This window comes from Pseudomonas cyclaminis, assembly GCF_015163715.1.
Lineage (GTDB): Bacteria > Pseudomonadota > Gammaproteobacteria > Pseudomonadales > Pseudomonadaceae > Aquipseudomonas > Aquipseudomonas cyclaminis.
In genome coordinates this window covers 30128-44490 of the sequence record NZ_JADDUM010000032.1, presented here as the reverse complement: position 1 = coordinate 44490, position 14363 = coordinate 30128, and the positions used below count along the sequence as shown (strand labels likewise).

Annotated in this window: 13 protein-coding genes and 1 pseudogene; 6 read left to right on the top strand and 8 right to left on the bottom strand. The window is 61.2% G+C overall.

The window, feature by feature from the left end; translation table 11 throughout:
• The 3 genes and pseudogenes from mtgA to IQK56_RS04870 form a co-directional block, all read left to right on the top strand.
• Nucleotides 1-106: pseudogene (mtgA, locus tag IQK56_RS04880) on the top strand (monofunctional biosynthetic peptidoglycan transglycosylase); the annotation flags it as partial.
• Between the two features lie 272 nt (nucleotides 107-378).
• Complete coding sequence (locus IQK56_RS04875; RefSeq protein WP_193864172.1) at nucleotides 379-2316, top strand: RecQ family ATP-dependent DNA helicase; 1938 nt, start codon at nucleotides 379-381, stop codon at nucleotides 2314-2316.
• 23 nt (nucleotides 2317-2339) lie between these two features.
• Entirely contained in the window at nucleotides 2340-2777 is a 438-nt protein-coding gene (locus IQK56_RS04870; protein ID WP_122310401.1) for an acyl-CoA thioesterase, read from the top strand.
• A gap of 143 nt (nucleotides 2778-2920) precedes the next feature.
• Here the strand turns inward: IQK56_RS04870 and IQK56_RS04865 are convergent, their stop codons facing one another.
• The 4 genes from IQK56_RS04865 to IQK56_RS04850 all read right to left on the bottom strand — a co-directional run bounded on the left by IQK56_RS04865 (nucleotide 2921) and on the right by IQK56_RS04850 (nucleotide 7775).
• Nucleotides 2921-3400: a glycine zipper domain-containing protein gene (locus IQK56_RS04865; RefSeq protein ID WP_150676259.1), complete on the bottom strand. Its 480-nt coding sequence runs from the start codon at nucleotides 3398-3400 to the stop codon at nucleotides 2921-2923.
• Between the two features lie 205 nt (nucleotides 3401-3605).
• Nucleotides 3606-5954, bottom strand: a complete 2349-nt coding sequence (locus IQK56_RS04860; protein ID WP_193864173.1) for an FdhF/YdeP family oxidoreductase — start codon at nucleotides 5952-5954, stop codon at nucleotides 3606-3608.
• The gene (gene fdhD, locus IQK56_RS04855) at nucleotides 5951-6790 is read right to left on the bottom strand and encodes a formate dehydrogenase accessory sulfurtransferase FdhD (RefSeq protein WP_150676261.1); all 840 of its coding nucleotides are present in this window, start codon (nucleotides 6788-6790) and stop codon (nucleotides 5951-5953) included. Before fdhD ends, IQK56_RS04860 begins: the two co-directional genes overlap by 4 nt.
• A gap of 97 nt (nucleotides 6791-6887) precedes the next feature.
• On the bottom strand, nucleotides 6888-7775 hold the full coding sequence (locus IQK56_RS04850) for a LysR family transcriptional regulator (RefSeq protein WP_193864174.1): 888 nt from the start codon (nucleotides 7773-7775) through the stop codon (nucleotides 6888-6890).
• Between the two features lie 133 nt (nucleotides 7776-7908).
• Here IQK56_RS04850 and lysM point away from each other — a divergent pair, with 133 nt between their 5' ends.
• Nucleotides 7909-8349 carry a peptidoglycan-binding protein LysM gene (gene lysM, locus IQK56_RS04845; RefSeq protein ID WP_150762205.1) on the top strand — a complete coding sequence of 147 codons (441 nt, stop codon included), beginning with the start codon at nucleotides 7909-7911 and terminating at the stop codon, nucleotides 8347-8349.
• Nucleotides 8350-8386: 37 nt separating this feature from the next.
• Here lysM and yrfG read toward each other — a convergent pair whose 3' ends face one another.
• On the bottom strand, nucleotides 8387-9049 hold the full coding sequence (gene yrfG, locus IQK56_RS04840) for a GMP/IMP nucleotidase (protein WP_193864175.1): 663 nt from the start codon (nucleotides 9047-9049) through the stop codon (nucleotides 8387-8389).
• Nucleotides 9050-9136: 87 nt separating this feature from the next.
• Here yrfG and nudE point away from each other — a divergent pair, with 87 nt between their 5' ends.
• Together nudE and cysQ are read left to right on the top strand one after the other, a co-directional pair.
• Nucleotides 9137-9703, top strand: a complete 567-nt coding sequence (gene nudE / locus IQK56_RS04835; protein ID WP_101265489.1) for an ADP compounds hydrolase NudE — start codon at nucleotides 9137-9139, stop codon at nucleotides 9701-9703.
• Nucleotides 9700-10536, top strand: coding sequence for a 3'(2'),5'-bisphosphate nucleotidase CysQ (gene cysQ, locus IQK56_RS04830; RefSeq protein WP_122310389.1), 837 nt, complete (start codon nucleotides 9700-9702; stop codon nucleotides 10534-10536). The genes nudE and cysQ overlap by 4 nt, the downstream gene beginning before the upstream one ends.
• 128 nt (nucleotides 10537-10664) lie before the next feature.
• Here the strand turns inward: cysQ and IQK56_RS04825 are convergent, their stop codons facing one another.
• Genes IQK56_RS04825 through IQK56_RS04815 form a run of 3 tightly spaced genes read right to left on the bottom strand, consistent with a single transcriptional unit; the run spans nucleotide 10665 to nucleotide 14328 of the window.
• Complete coding sequence (locus tag IQK56_RS04825; RefSeq protein WP_122310387.1) at nucleotides 10665-11120, bottom strand: YiiD C-terminal domain-containing protein; 456 nt, start codon at nucleotides 11118-11120, stop codon at nucleotides 10665-10667.
• 26 nt (nucleotides 11121-11146) lie between these two features.
• Nucleotides 11147-12523: a sigma-54-dependent transcriptional regulator gene (locus tag IQK56_RS04820; RefSeq protein ID WP_122310385.1), complete on the bottom strand. Its 1377-nt coding sequence runs from the start codon at nucleotides 12521-12523 to the stop codon at nucleotides 11147-11149.
• The gene (locus IQK56_RS04815) at nucleotides 12520-14328 is read right to left on the bottom strand and encodes a sensor histidine kinase (protein ID WP_193862973.1); all 1809 of its coding nucleotides are present in this window, start codon (nucleotides 14326-14328) and stop codon (nucleotides 12520-12522) included. Before IQK56_RS04815 ends, IQK56_RS04820 begins: the two co-directional genes overlap by 4 nt.
• Between the last annotated feature and the right edge of the window lie 35 nt (nucleotides 14329-14363).

Below are 14363 nucleotides of genomic sequence, written 5' to 3'. Positions count from 1 at the left end.
GCTGGCGCGGCGGGCGGCGTGGATTCGGCAGCAGATGAGTCAACTCGGTGGCGATGGCTACCTGCTTGAGTTGAACAACTCCCGCAAAGCGCCCTGGTCCGACTGACCCAACACAGAAACAAATGTGGGAGGGGGCTTGCCCCCGATAGCGGTGGATCAGTCAGTCTTATTTGTAGCTCGACCCACTGCAATCGGGGGCAAGCCCCCTCCCACATTTGTGTAGCGTTGTTCCTACAATCGCGTTCGAATTTGGCCCAAGGCCATTGCTGCACCCTGTGTATCATCCTGTCTCTTTTTTCCATGCGACCTTTCTCGATCCGCTGAGCTTACTGGGCTACTTTTTTAAGCCACCTTCAGCGGTCAATGGAGTGACAGCCTATGCACGACACCCTCCAGCAGGTCTTTGGTTATCCCCAGTTTCGTTTGGGCCAGGAAGAAACGGTCAGCGCCGTGCTGGCTGGTCGTTCTGCGGCCGCGATTTTCCCGACGGGTTCGGGTAAATCCCTGTGTTATCAGCTGTCGGCGGTGTTGTTGCCGCACCTGACGCTGGTGGTCTCGCCACTGCTGGCGTTGATGCAAGACCAGTTGGGCTTTTTGCAGCGCCATGGTATTTCGGCAGGCAGTATCGATTCGGCCCAGAGCCGCGATGACGCCAATGACGTAATGGCCCGCGCCCGTTCCGGTGAACTGAAAATCCTGATGATTTCCGTAGAGCGCTTGAAGAACGAGCGTTTTCGCAACTTTCTGCAAAGTGTGCAGATCTCGCTGCTGGTGGTGGACGAGGCGCACTGTATTTCCGAGTGGGGCCACAACTTCCGTCCGGACTACCTGAAGCTGCCGGACTACCAGCGCCAGTTCAAGATCCCACAAGCTCTGCTGTTGACGGCTACAGCCACGCCCAAGGTGATTGCCGATATGCAGGCGAAGTTCGCCATTGCTCCGGGTGATGTGGTGACCACGGGGTTCTACAGGCCGAACCTGAACCTGCTGGTCGAACCGGTCAGCGGTGCCGACAAGCGTCGTCGCCTGGTGCAGTGGATGAACGAGCGCGCCAACCAGCCGAGCATCGTCTACGTCACCCTGCAGAAAACCGCTGAGCAGATCGCCGAGCACCTGAATCGCAATGGCATCCAGGCCGAGGCGTATCACGCCGGGTTGCCCCACGATAAACGTGAGGGCATCCAGCAGCGCTTCATGGGCGGGCGTTCCAATTGCATCGTTGCCACCATCGCGTTCGGCATGGGCATCGACAAGAGTGACATCCGCAATGTGGTGCACTTCGACCTGCCCAAATCCATCGAGAACTACAGCCAGGAAATCGGCCGTGCCGGGCGTGATGGGCAGCCCTCGGACTGTCTGGTGTTGGCCAATCGTGACAGCCTCAATGTGCTGGAAAACTTTGTGTACGGTGACACGCCTGAGCAGCAGGGTATCCGCCGGGTGCTGGAGGACTTGCAGGCGGCGCGCAGTGAAGGGCAGTGGGAGTTTTTGCTGAGGTCACTGTCGGACCACAGCAATATCCGCGAGCTGCCACTCAAGACGCTGCTGGTGCAGTTGGAACTCAAGGGCGTGATCGCGCCGCGCTACGCGTTTTATGCCGAGTACCGGTTCAAGTACCTGATCGAACCTGAAGCGTTGCTGGCGCGGTTTTCTGGTGAGCGGCAGCAGTTTGTCGCGGCGATTATCCAGGTGTGCAAGCGTGCGAAAACCTGGGCGACGGTGGATTTCGATGCGCTGTATCAACAGCACAATGCCGAGCGCAATCGCGTGGTGAAGGCGCTGGATTACTTCCAGGAACAGGGCCTGATCGAGTTGGAAAGCAAGCAGATGACGGAGGTCTACAGCCTGCTGAACACCGACTTTGATCCACAGGTGCTGAGCGCCGAGTTATACACAGGCTTCAAGCAGCACGAGGTGACGGAAGTGGCGCGGATTCACGCCATGCTTGATCTGTTCGCCACCGAACAGTGCCTGGGTCAGCGTCTGGCCCAGTATTTTGGTGATGAAAAAGCCCCCGAGCGCTGCGGACATTGCTCGGTCTGCCACGGCCATGTGGCCCATCTGCCGTCACCGCCAGCGTTACCGCCGCTTGTGGATAAAAATTTCATGGGGCTGTGCGGTGATTTTATCCACAGGCATCATGAGCACACGGGCGAGCTACCGGGTGCGGAACGGCTGACGCGCTTTCTCGGTGGCATCAGCGTGCCGTTGTTTACCAAGCTGAAGGCGCGGGGCATTCCCGGTTTTGCAGCGCTGGAGGACTATCCCTATGCCGACGTCCGCAGCTGGTCCGAAGTCCATTTGAATGACCTGTAAACCCACGTTCACCCGAGGTGCCCATGCCTGATTCAGTGCCACAGCGTGCCGATTACCCTCACTTCCAACCGATCATCACGCGTTGGCACGACAATGACGTGTACGGCCACGTGAACAACGTCACCTACTACAGCTTCTTCGATACGGCGGTGAACACCTACCTGATCGAGCAGGGTGGGTTGGATATTCATGGCGGCGACGTGGTGGGGTTTGTGGTGAGTTCGGCGTGCGATTACTTTGCGTCGATCGCCTTCCCCGAGCGTATCGACATCGGCCTGCGCGTGGGCAAGTTGGGCAATAGCTCAGTGCAGTATGAGTTGGCAGTGTTCAAGGCAGGCGAAGAGGAAGCCTGCGCGGCGGGGCGCTTTGTGCATGTGTTTGTGGATCGGGGGTCGAACCAGCCAGTGACCATTGCGGGGATGTTGCGCGAGGCGTTGCAGCGGTTGGTCATCCAAACCTGATTTTTCAAGCTGCACTGAAGCAAATGTGGGAGCGGGCTTGTTCGCGAAAGCGGTGAGTCAATCAGCACATCTCTAGCTGAAAGACCGCCTTCGCGAGCAAGCCCGCTCCCACATGGGTATGCAGTGTGCGTTAAACCGCGAGTTTACCGGTGACGGTAGTGGTGCTTGTTCTTGCGATGCCCGTAGGCATGGCCGCGGCCGGGATGGTCATCACGGTCATAACGACGGGAATCGCGCCCGCGATCACGACGATCATCGTCATCGCTCTTGTTACCCATGTAGTTGCCCAGTGCACCGCCCGCGCCACCGCCGGCGGCCGAGCCGATCAGTGCACCGGTGCTGCCGCCGACACTGCGGCCTACGACGTTGCCGCCGGCTGCGCCCAGCGCGCCGCCAATAGCGGCTTCGCCACGGCTGCGCTTGTCGGCGCCAACTGCACTACCACCTGCGCCGCCCAGGGCCGCGCCGATGGTCGAACCGGTATTGCCGCCTAATTGCTGGCCGACGACAGAACCTAGAACCCCGCCCAATGCGCCGCCTACACCGGCTTCGGTGGTGCCACCGGCCATGGCTGCGCCACTGACCAGGCCAAGGGACAACAAGAGAATCGAGGAGAACTTCATTCGGGAAACCTCAAGAGGATGACGGCGCGATCCTGAGGCTGTATTGACATGGTGACAATAGAAATCCGACCAGTAACACGAGTTGTACACAATTCGCTAAGTTACTGTTTTAGCTATGGAACTTAAGTGATTTTTGCGGGTCATTAGCTACTTCGGAACGCCGCTTTTATGCAAAAGCGGCCTTTTTTGTGTCCGAAATGATCAGTCAGGCCGTACGCGCCATGATCAGCCCATTGTCACTTGCGGCCTCCAATCGGATCGCCACGAACTTTGATGTCGGCGTATGGCTGCCATCCCCGGTGCTTTCCAGCGGCACCAGCGGGTTCACTTCCGGGTAGTAAGCGGCAGCCTGGCCTGCCGGAATATCAAATGCCAGCAAGGTGAAGCCTTTCACACGACGCTCACGGCCATCTTCCCACAGCGACACGATGTCAGCCTTCTGCCCTGGCTTGAAGCCCAGGCGGATGATGTCGGCTTCGTTGACGAACAAGACGTCGCGCTGGCCCTTCACCCCGCGATAGCGGTCGTCGAGCCCATAAATGGTGGTGTTGTACTGATCGTGGGAGCGCATCGACTGCATGATCAGATCCGGTACCCGGCCCGTGGCGTGGGTGCGTTCGTGGATCAGGTCTTTGGGCAGGATGTTCGGGCGGAAGTTGGCGCGGCCCGACGGGGTGTTCCAGCGACGTGCGCCGGCGGAGTTACCCAAGTAGAAGCCACCTGGGTTTTTGATTTTCTCGTTGAAGTCCTTGAAGCCCGGGATGGTGTCGGCAATCAGGTCGCGGATGCGTCTGTAGTCAGCCACCAGCCAGTTCCAATCCACCGGCTTGCTGCCCAGCGTCGCGGCGGCAATGCCGGCCAGGATTGCCGGCTCGGATTTCATCAGCTTCGACAGCGGTTGCAGTTGGCCATTGGAGCCGTGAACCATGCTGAACGAGTCTTCCACCGTGACCGCTTGCGGGCCGTCGGCCTGGATGTCGATGTCGGTACGGCCCAGGCACGGCAGGATCAGCGCGTCCTTGCCATGCATCAGGTGGCTGCGGTTGAGCTTGGTGCTGATCTGCACGGTCAGGTCGCAATTGCGCAGCGCTTCGAAGGTGCGCGGGCTGTCCGGGGTGGCTTGGGCGAAGTTGCCGCCCAGGCCGATAAACACTTTGGAGCGGCCTTCCAGCATGGCGTGAATCGCTTCCACCACGTTGTGACCATTGGTGCGTGGCACCTGGAACTTGAAGCGACGCTCCAGCGCGTCGAGGAACGCTACCGGTGGGCGCTCGTTGATGCCCATGGTGCGGTCGCCCTGCACGTTGCTGTGGCCTCGCACCGGGCACAGGCCGGCGCCTGGGCGACCGATGTTGCCCCGCAGCAGCATCAGGTTGGCGATTTCCTGGATCGTCGGCACCGAGTGGCGATGCTGGGTGATGCCCATCGCCCAGCACATGATCACATTCTTGCCTTTGGCATACATGCGCGCCGCTTGCTCGATCTCCACCAGCGGCAGTCCGGACTGCGCGACGATTTCATCCCAGGAGGTGTCGTCGATCTGGCCCAGGTAATCAAGCACGTTGGTGGTGTGTTCGTTGAGGAAGTCGTGGTCGAACACGGCTTCCTTGCCTTCTGCCTGAGCCTGGCGTTCCCACAGCAGCAGGAACTTGGCCATGCCGCGCAGGATGGCCATGTCGCCACCCAATGCGGGGCGGAAGTAGGCGGTGTTGGTCGGCTTGTCGCCGTTGGTGAGCATTTCCAGCGGGTGTTGCGGGTGCTGGAAGCGTTCCAGGCCGCGCTCTTTCAGCGGATTGATACACACCACCTGGGCGCCGCGTTTGACCGCTTCACGCAAGGGTTCGAGCATACGCGGGTGGTTGGTGCCGGGGTTTTGGCCCCAGACGAAAATCGCGTCGGCATGTTCGAAATCATCAAAGGTCACGGTGCCTTTGCCGACGCCCACGCTTTGCGCCAGGGCCACGCCGCTGGCCTCATGGCACATGTTCGAGCAGTCCGGGAAGTTGTTGGTGCCGTAGGCGCGCACGAACAACTGATACAGATACGCCGCTTCGTTGCTGGCCCGGCCCGAGGTGTAGAACTCGGCCATGTCTGGGCTTGGCAGTGCATTGAGATGTTTGCCGATCAGGTCGAAGGCCGCTTCCCAGCTGACCGGTGTGTAGCGGTCGCTTTCGGCGTCGTAGCGCATCGGCTCGGTCAGGCGGCCCTGGTATTCAAGCCAGTAATCGCTCTGTTCCAGCAGTGCAGTGACGCTGTGTTTGGCGAAGAAGGCCGCATCCACACGACGTTTGGTGGCTTCCCAGTTGACTGCCTTGGCGCCGTTTTCGCAGAACTTGACCATGCCGCTTTCCGGCGAGTCCCCCCAGGCGCAGCCCGGGCAATCGAAGCCTCCGTTCTGGTTGGTCTTGAGCATCATGCGCAGGTTCTTCAGCGCGTTGTCACTGGTCAGCCAGGCCTGCGCCACGCTGATCAGCGCGCCCCAGCCACCCGCCGCGCCTTTATAAGGCTTATAGCGCGGGGTTGGGGTTTGGTCGGCTTGATGATGATTGCTCACGGCTGGTTCTCCATCGCAGGGCTGTAGACCCGCGGCGCATTTTTTTGCGGCAGGTGGATGAGATTGAGGTTATGCCGGCGTGCCCATTGCAGGGCCAGGCCGGTGGGCGACGACAGGCTGACCAGGGTCTGGATGCCTGCGCGCAACACTTTCTGGATCAATTCGAGGCTGCAACGGCTGGTGACAATCGCCAGTCCGCCGTCGGTCGGGATCTTTTGGCGGATCAGCGCACCGATCAACTTATCGAGGGCGTTATGGCGACCGATGTCTTCGCGGCCCATCAGCAATTCGCCTTGGCCGTTCATGAACACCGCTGCATGCACCGCGCCGCTGTATTGGCCCAAAGGTTGGAAGGCGCTGATGCGCTGGCGCAGGCCATCAAGCCATTCCGCTGGAGGCAACGGTGCGCCGGGCAAGACCTTAAGGTCCGGCAAGGCTTGTTCCACCGCCTCTACACCGCACAATCCGCAGCCGCTGGTACCCGCCAATTGACGCCGTTGCTGCTTGAGATTCCAGAACGCACGGCTGGAAATCTGCACCTGGGCATACTGTGTCGAACCAGAACCGCTGAGTTTCAGATCATAAATGTCGCTAACGTCAGCGATAATCCCGCTGCCTATGCTGAAACCGACGATGAAGTCTTCCAGGTCCGTCGGCGTGACCAGCATCACTGCCTGGCTGATGTCGTTATAGGCGATCGCCAACGCCACTTCTTCCGCCAACGCAGTGCTGGCGACCTCTGTGTGTTCGAGATTGCAGTATTGGTAGCTCTGGCTGGCGGCGGGCGCGGGCGTTTCAGAGGCGGGCGCCGCGCAGACTGGGCGCTTGGCGTTCATGGGGCAGTACCACCGGCGGATTGATCAGTGTTTAGACTAGGCGCGACAAAGCGTCGCGTCTAATTGCCAGTACTGATCTACCGATAGATGACGTCGATCAAGACGCGTTTTGCGATTTCTGAAACAGCGCGAAACACGCCTCCGCCAACGCGGAACGCGGTGCGCTGCGGCGCATGATCAGCCCAAGGCGTGCGAGGGTGTGGGCATCCTCGATAGGTTGCAGGCGCAAGTGCTCGGTGAGCGCATCCAGGCCGCCGTCCAGCGGCATTACCGCGCAGCACAGTCCGCCGTGCACCGCTTGCAGCAACTGATGTACGGCATCGGTCTGCAACAGCGGTTGGGGGTTGAGCCCGCGGCTGTGGAAGTTGTGGTCGATGGACTGGCGAAAGTGCATGCCGCTGGTGAGCATGCCCAAAGGCAGCTCGATCAATGCTTCCCAGCTCAACGGCTTATCACCAAAACTGAAGAACCGCTGGTCGTAGAGCAAGCCCATGCGGGTTTCTCCCAGGGCCAGCGAGTCAAAGCGTTCATTATCCAAGCGTTCCAGATAAGAGACGCCCAGGTCCAGGCGGTTGCTCGCCAGTTGTTCAAGGATCTGTTCGGAGCTTAAGGCCGAAAGCTCAAAGCGCAGGCTCGGGTGCTCTTTGTGCAGTTGCTGCATCAACGCCAACGGATCAAAGCTCGACAGTGGCACCACGCCCAAGCGCAATGTGCCCACCAGGTTGCCGCGACAGGCAGCAGCCTCAGCCTGTAAGCCGTCATACGCCGCCAGCACGGTGCGGGCCCACGCCAGCACCCGTTCGCCGGGCGCGGTGAAACCTTCGAAACGCTGGCCGCGATTGACCAAAGGCAAGTCCAACTCTTCTTCGAGGCTGCGCAGGCGCATCGACAGGGTGGGCTGGGTGATGTGGCAACGCGCCGCTGCCTGGCCGAAGTGACGGGTTTCATCGAGGGCGATGAGGAATTTCAGCTGTTTGATGTCCATCTTCGCTCCAGGGCTTATTCCAATGGCGGGGGGATTCTAGCGCGTTTGGGTCTTTGGCCGGACTGGAACCCAAATCTGTAGGACTGGTCTAGTCTTGGGCATCTGGAATACAACTACCAAGGAGAGCGCACTAATGAGCATTTTCAGCTTTATCAAAGAAGCCGGCGAAAAGATTGTCGACCTGTTGACGCCGGGTAATGCGAACGCGAGTGAGCAGTTGAAGGATCACGTGTCGAAGGTGGGTCTGGGGAATCCGAATGTGCAGACCACGGTGGACGGCGACACGGTGACCGTGACGGGTGAGGTCGCCACCCAGGAAGAGAAAGAGAAAATCCTGCTGGCGCTGGGCAATATTTCCGGTGTTGCGAAAGTGGATGACCAGATCACTGTTCTCGGGCCAGTTGTTGCGGCTGCCCGTTTCGTCGTAGTGAAAAAAGGCGACACCCTGAGCGCGATTGCCAAGGTCGAATACGGCGACGCCAATAAGTACAACAAGATTTTCGAGGCCAACAAGCCGTTGTTGTCGCACCCGGACAAGATCTATCCAGGCCAGTCACTGCGTATCCCTGAGTAAAAGTGTGAGAGGGGGCTTGGCCCCCTCCCACATTTGATCAGAGTCCGACAATGAGGTCGCGGTAATCACCGACGGCTGCAAACTCAGCAGTATCCTTGGGTGCTTTTTTGCTGTCCGGCTCTTTTACCGCCAGCAGATGCCCCACACCAAAATCCCTGGCGCTGCGCAGAATTGGCAAGGTGTCGTCAATAAACAGGCTGCGCGAAGGATCAAACTCGATGTCGGCTTGCAGGGCATCCCAGAACTGTGGGTTTTCCTTGGCGAAACCGTAGTCGTGGGAGCTGATCAACCGCTCGAAATACGGCGCCAGTTCAATGCGTTCCAGCTTCAATGACAGCGAATCACGATGGGCGTTGGTGATCAGGATCACACGCTTGCCGGCCTGTTTGATCGCCGCCAGAAAGGTGTCGGCATCCGGGCGCAGGGCGATCAAGTGGGCGGTTTCCAGCTTGAGGTCGCGCACCGGGATCTTCAGTTCCGCGCTCCAGAAATCCAGGCAATACCATTGCAACTGTCCGGCGTTACGCTCGAACAGGGGCAGCAATTCCATCTCGGCCATGGCCCGGCTCACCCCGTGCAACTCGGCGTAACGCTGGGGCAGGTGTTCCATCCAGAAGTGGTTGTCGTAATGCAGGTCGAGCAGGGTGCCGTCCATGTCCAGCAGGACGGTGTCGATGGCGTGCCAGGGCAAACAGGGCATGGGGCGTTCTCATGTAAGTAAAGATATCCGACACAGACAATCGGAAAAGCCACGGTATAGTAACCCGATCACGCCAAGGAGCCGCTTATGCGCCAGAAACCCACCGTCCTCGCCCGCGAAATAGTCGCCAGTAGCCGTTTGTTCCGCGTGGAGGAAGTGCAATTGCGCTTTTCCAATGGCGTTGAGCGGACCTACGAGCGCCTGGTGGGCCGCGGTGCCGGCTACGGCGCGGTGATGATCGTGGCAATGATCGACGAAGATCATGCATTGCTGGTGGAAGAGTACTGCGGCGGTACCGACGAATATGAGTTGTCCTTGCCCAAGGGCCTGATCGAACCGGGCGAAGACGTGCTGGCGGCGGCAGACCGTGAGCTCAAGGAAGAAGCCGGCTACGGCGCGCGGCAGTTGGAACACATTACCGAGCTGTCGCTGTCGCCCGGTTACATGAGCCAGAAAATCCAGGTGGTGCTGGCCACCGATCTTTATGAAGAGCGCCTGGAAGGCGATGAGCCCGAGCCGATGCGCGTGGATCGGGTCAACCTGCGTGAGCTGTCGCAGTTGGCGCAAAACGAGCAATTCAGTGAAGGTCGCGCCTTGGCGGCGTTGTACCTGGTACGAGACCTGTTGATCCAGCGTGGAGCGTTTACCGCATGAGCGAACTGTTTTTAGGCCATCCGTTTATCGCCCCTGTGATCGAACTGGCTCGCCAAGCGGGTGAAGTCATCCTGCCATACTGGCGCGCCGATGTTGCGGTGACCTCCAAGGCCGACGATTCGCCGGTGACGGCAGCGGACCTCGCTGCTCACCATCTGATTCTCGCTGGCCTTACCGCACTGGACCCGAGCATCCCCGTGCTGTCCGAAGAAGACGCCGATATCGACCAGAGCGTGCGCGCCGGCTGGACGCGTTGGTGGCTGGTGGATCCGCTGGACGGCACCAAGGAATTTATCGCCGGCAGTGAAGAGTTCACCGTGAATATCGCCCTGATCGAGCATGGGCGGGTGGTGTTCGGTGTGGTGTCGATGCCCACCAGCGGCCGTTGCTACTTTGGCGGCGCAGGTTTAGGCGCGTGGCGCTCGGATGTGAATGAAGCGCCCAGGCAGATCCAGGTGCGTGCAGCGCCGGCGGTGGGTGAGGCGTTTACCGTGGTTGCCAGCCGTCGACATACCAGCCCCGAGCAGGAACGTTTGCTGGATGGGTTGAGCGCTGGCCTGGGTGAGTTGAAGTTGGCGAATATCGGCAGCTCGTTGAAGTTCTGCCTGTTGGCCGAGGGCAGCGCCGACTGCTACCCGCGCCTGGCGCCGACTTCGCAGTGGGATACGGCTGCGGCTCAGGGGGTATTGGAAGGCGCGGGAGGTGAGGTGCTGGAGTTGAGTGGCGAGCCGTTCAGCTATCCGGCGCGGGAGTCTTTGCTGAACCCGTTTTTCCTGGCACTGCCGGCGAAGGCTGCGTGGCGCGAGCGATTGTTGACCCTCGCAAGATCTTAAACCACCGCAGATCAAAATGTTGGAGGGGGCTTGCCCCCGATAGCGGCGTGTCAGTCAAATACACCAGTGACTGAACCACCGCCATCGGGGGGCAAGCCCCCTCCCACATTTGTTTTGTGTATTGGCTTCTAGCGGTGCAGGACGTACTGGCCGGTGAAGGCCACCGCGTGTTCCTCGCTGCCCTCATTCACAATCCACGTCTCCAGCGCCAAGCGCGCCCGGCCATAGCGCTTGTAGGTTGCCAAAAAGCGCTTCCACACTTTCTCTTCCGGCGCCGCGCACACAGCGGTCGCATCCCGCGTCACCGGCAGTGGATAACTGATCTGCCCTTCCTGAATCACGATATGCCCGTCTTCAACCCCTTCCTCGCGCAGTTGCAGGTGCAGCCAGCCCCAACCGGCCAGCACCGCGCCGCAGTAGAGGCTGCCGCCGAACATGGTGCTCTTGTGGTTGATGTTGGCTTGCAGGGGTAGGTGCAGCTGCAGTTGCCCGCCTTGCCAGTCGAGCACCTTGAGGCCCATTTCCCGGGTCAGGGGGATGTCGTGGTGCAGGATGGATTCCAAGTAACGGCTGTCGCGGCTCATGGGGGCCTCTGGGTGGGTGGGCTGGGTCATTCGTCGTCAGCGCTTTGGTTGGCGAAGTTCAGGCCGTGCTTGCGCAGTTTGTCGTGCAAGGTCTTGCGCGGCACGCCGAGGGCTTCTGCGAGGCTGCGCATGGAGCTGTGGGGACGGGTCAGTTCGGCGGCGATCAGGCTTTTCTCGAACTGCTCGACCTGCTCGCTCAAGCCGCCCGGCGTGGAGGTCAGCACACTGCTGGCGGGATTGTCCGGCGTGCTGTCGAGTGCCAGTTCCAGGCCCAGCGCAAAGCGCTCGGCGGCGTTCTGCAATTCCCGCACATTGCCCGGCCAGTTGTGACGCAACAACAGTGCGCGCTGGCCCGGCTGCAGCTCGTGCAACGTCAGGCCGTGGCGGCTGCTGGCTTCGTCGGCGAAGTGCTGGAACAGCATCAACGCATCTTCACCGCGCTCGCGCAGCGGCGGAATGCGCAGCGGCGCAACGTTGAGACGGTAATACAAGTCGGCGCGGAAACGGCCCTGGTCGGCGGACTGGCGCAGGTCTTCCTTGGTGGCGGCGATGATGCGGATATCCAGCGGGATCAGTTGATTGCCGCCCAGGCGCTCCACCACGCGCTCCTGCAACAGGCGCAGCAGTTTGACCTGTACATCCAGGCTCATGCTTTCAATTTCATCGAGGAACAAGGTGCCGCCGTTGGCAAATTCGAACTTGCCGATACGGCGTTTCTGCGCCCCGGTAAAGGCGCCGGGTTCATGGCCGAACAGCTCGCTCTCCACCACCGATTCCGCCAGGGCACCGGCGTTGATCGCCACAAACGGGCCGCTGCGGCGGCTCGACAGGTCGTGCAGTGCGCGGGCCACGACTTCTTTGCCGGCGCCGGTTTCACCCAGGATCAGCACGTCGGCCTTGGTCGCCGCCAGTGCACCGATCTGCTCGCGCAGCCGCAGCATCTGTGGCGAGTGGCCTACCAGGCGTGTGCTCAGTTGCTGGCGGTCGCTGAGGGCCAGACGCAGGCTGCGGTTGTCCAGTACCAGGCGGCGCAGGGCCAGGGCGCGACGTACGCTGTCGAGCAGCGAATCGCTGGCAAAGGGTTTTTCAAGGAAGTCATAGGCGCCGGCGCGCATGGCCTGTACCGCCAGCGGCACGTCGCCGTGGCCGGTAATCAGCAGCACCGGCAGGTCGGGGTCCTGGCCGTGCAGTTCGGCCAGCAGCTCCAGGCCGTCCATGCCGGGCATGCGGATGTCGCTGACCACGACGCCCGGCCAGTCCCGCGACAGGCGCGCGGTGAGGCCGGTGGCTTCGCCCAGGGTCAGGACTTTCAGCCCGGCCAGGTCCAGGGTCTGGCACAGGGCCTGACGCAGGTGTGGATCGTCGTCGATCAACACCACCTGAATCTGGTTATCGATACTCATACACTGCGGTCCTCGGACGGTTGCAGACTGACGCCCGGCGAGCCGGCACGCAATTTCAGGGTTAACAGCGCGCCACCTTCCTTATGGTTAGCGAACGACAGTTCGCCGCCAAAGGCACGCATCAGGGTCTCACAGATCGCCAGGCCCAACCCCAGGCCCTGGGTGCGGGTCTTGGTGGTGTAAAACGGCTCGCTGGCGCGGCCCAGCGCTTCCATGCAAAACCCTGGGCCATTGTCGCGGATGTACAGGTTGACGCCCTGCGCGGTGGTTTCGGCACTCAGCCAGAGTTTGCGCGGTGGGCCTTTTTCGGTGAGGGCGTCGAGGGCGTTGGCCAACAGGTTGCCCAGCACTTGGCGCAGACGGGTTTCGCCGGCCTGCACCCACAGCGTTGCCTCCGGCAGATCACGGATCAGCTCCACTTCCATCGACCGCCGCCGCTTGGCCAACAGCGCGAGCGCGTCGTCCAGCGCCGGTTGCAGGGCCACGCTCTCCGGCGCATGTCGGTCGCGTCGGGCGAAGGCGCGCAGGTGGGCGATGATCGAGGCCATACGCCCGGTCAGTTCGCTGATCAACTTGAGGTTGCCCCGCGCATCGGCGGTGCGTTCATGGTCCAGCAGGATCTCGGCGTTTTCCGCATAGCTGCGAATCGCGGCCAGGGGCTGATTGAGTTCGTGGCTGATACTCGCCGACATGGTGCCCAACGCCGACAGCTTGCCCGCTTGCACCAGATCATCCTGGGCGCGCACCAGTTCCTGCTGGGCGTGTTCGCGCTCCAGCACTTCTTGTTTGAGCCGCCGGTTCAGGCCTTCCAGATCGCTGGTCCGTTCGACCACTCGGGCTTCCAGCTCGCGACGTGCCTTGGCTTCAAACGCAATGCGATCCAGGTAATGGCGGCGTCGTTGCATCATCAAACCGAGCAGCAACATCAGCACCAGCAGCGTGGCACCGCCCACGGCGACCACCGTGCGCACCGGGCGGCTGATCAAGGATTGCGGCGCGAGGATTTCCACGTTCCAGCCGGTCTCGGCGATGGCCGTGGATTGGCGCAGCCACGCGGTGCTGCTCAGGCTCAGCGGTTGTGGGTCGCGGGTCGGGTAGGGCTGGATCGCAATGATCGCCTGGCGCTCTTCGGCGGTCAGTGGCCGAGTGGCGCGGAACCGCCATTGCGGGCGCGAGGTGAGGATCACCACGCCGTTGTGGTCGGTGACCAGCAGTTGTTCAGGCGTGTTGCCCCACAGGCTTTCGGTGTGGTCCAGGTCGACCTTGACCACCAGCACGCCGATGATCTTGTCACCCTCGCGCACGGCGGCGGCGAAGAAGTAACCGCGTTTGGCCGACGTTGTACCCAGGCCGAAAAACCGTCCCAGGCGCCCGGCCATGGCTTCGCTGAAGTAGGGGCGGAACGAGAAGTTGCGCCCGACAAAACTGTCCTGTTTGTCCCAGTTCGAGGCGGCGAGGGTCTTGCCGGTGGTGTCCATCAGGTACATCACTTCCACGCCGGCCTGGGCGGCGACGTCCTTGAGCAGCAGGTTGGCGTTGATCTGGTGGGTGCTGATGTTCGGCGCGTCCAGCACGGTACGCAGGGCGGGCAAGTCGCCGAGGATCTGTGGCAGCACTTCATAGCGGTGCAGGGTGCCCAGCAGGTTGGCGACGTACAGGTCGAGGGTCTGGCGGTTCTGCCCGGCCAGTTCGCTGCGGTAATAGCGCTCGGCCAAGTGCTCCAATGGCCACAGCAGCGGTGCCAGGCACAACGCCAGCAGGGCGAGGCTGCGCCAGCGGGGTCTTCGCGGAAGGGATGGAGTCATGGGAGTCGTGCGCCTGTGGGTACAGGCGCATTATG

What these genes read in the sequence shown, in the direction of transcription:
- IQK56_RS04875 (WP_193864172.1), top strand. Translation starts at nt 379, where the DNA reads ATGCACGACACCCTCCAGCAGGTCTTTGGTTATCCCCAGTTTCGTTTG.
- IQK56_RS04870 (WP_122310401.1), top strand. Translation starts at nt 2,340, where the DNA reads ATGCCTGATTCAGTGCCACAGCGTGCCGATTACCCTCACTTCCAACCG.
- IQK56_RS04865 (WP_150676259.1), bottom strand. Translation starts at nt 3,400, where the DNA reads ATGAAGTTCTCCTCGATTCTCTTGTTGTCCCTTGGCCTGGTCAGTGGC.
- fdhD (WP_150676261.1), bottom strand. Translation starts at nt 6,790, where the DNA reads ATGAACGCCAAGCGCCCAGTCTGCGCGGCGCCCGCCTCTGAAACGCCC.
- IQK56_RS04850 (WP_193864174.1), bottom strand. Translation starts at nt 7,775, where the DNA reads ATGGACATCAAACAGCTGAAATTCCTCATCGCCCTCGATGAAACCCGT.
- lysM (WP_150762205.1), top strand. Translation starts at nt 7,909, where the DNA reads ATGAGCATTTTCAGCTTTATCAAAGAAGCCGGCGAAAAGATTGTCGAC.
- yrfG (WP_193864175.1), bottom strand. Translation starts at nt 9,049, where the DNA reads ATGCCCTGTTTGCCCTGGCACGCCATCGACACCGTCCTGCTGGACATG.
- nudE (WP_101265489.1), top strand. Translation starts at nt 9,137, where the DNA reads ATGCGCCAGAAACCCACCGTCCTCGCCCGCGAAATAGTCGCCAGTAGC.
- cysQ (WP_122310389.1), top strand. Translation starts at nt 9,700, where the DNA reads ATGAGCGAACTGTTTTTAGGCCATCCGTTTATCGCCCCTGTGATCGAA.
- IQK56_RS04825 (WP_122310387.1), bottom strand. Translation starts at nt 11,120, where the DNA reads ATGAGCCGCGACAGCCGTTACTTGGAATCCATCCTGCACCACGACATC.
- IQK56_RS04820 (WP_122310385.1), bottom strand. Translation starts at nt 12,523, where the DNA reads ATGAGTATCGATAACCAGATTCAGGTGGTGTTGATCGACGACGATCCA.
- IQK56_RS04815 (WP_193862973.1), bottom strand. Translation starts at nt 14,328, where the DNA reads ATGACTCCATCCCTTCCGCGAAGACCCCGCTGGCGCAGCCTCGCCCTG.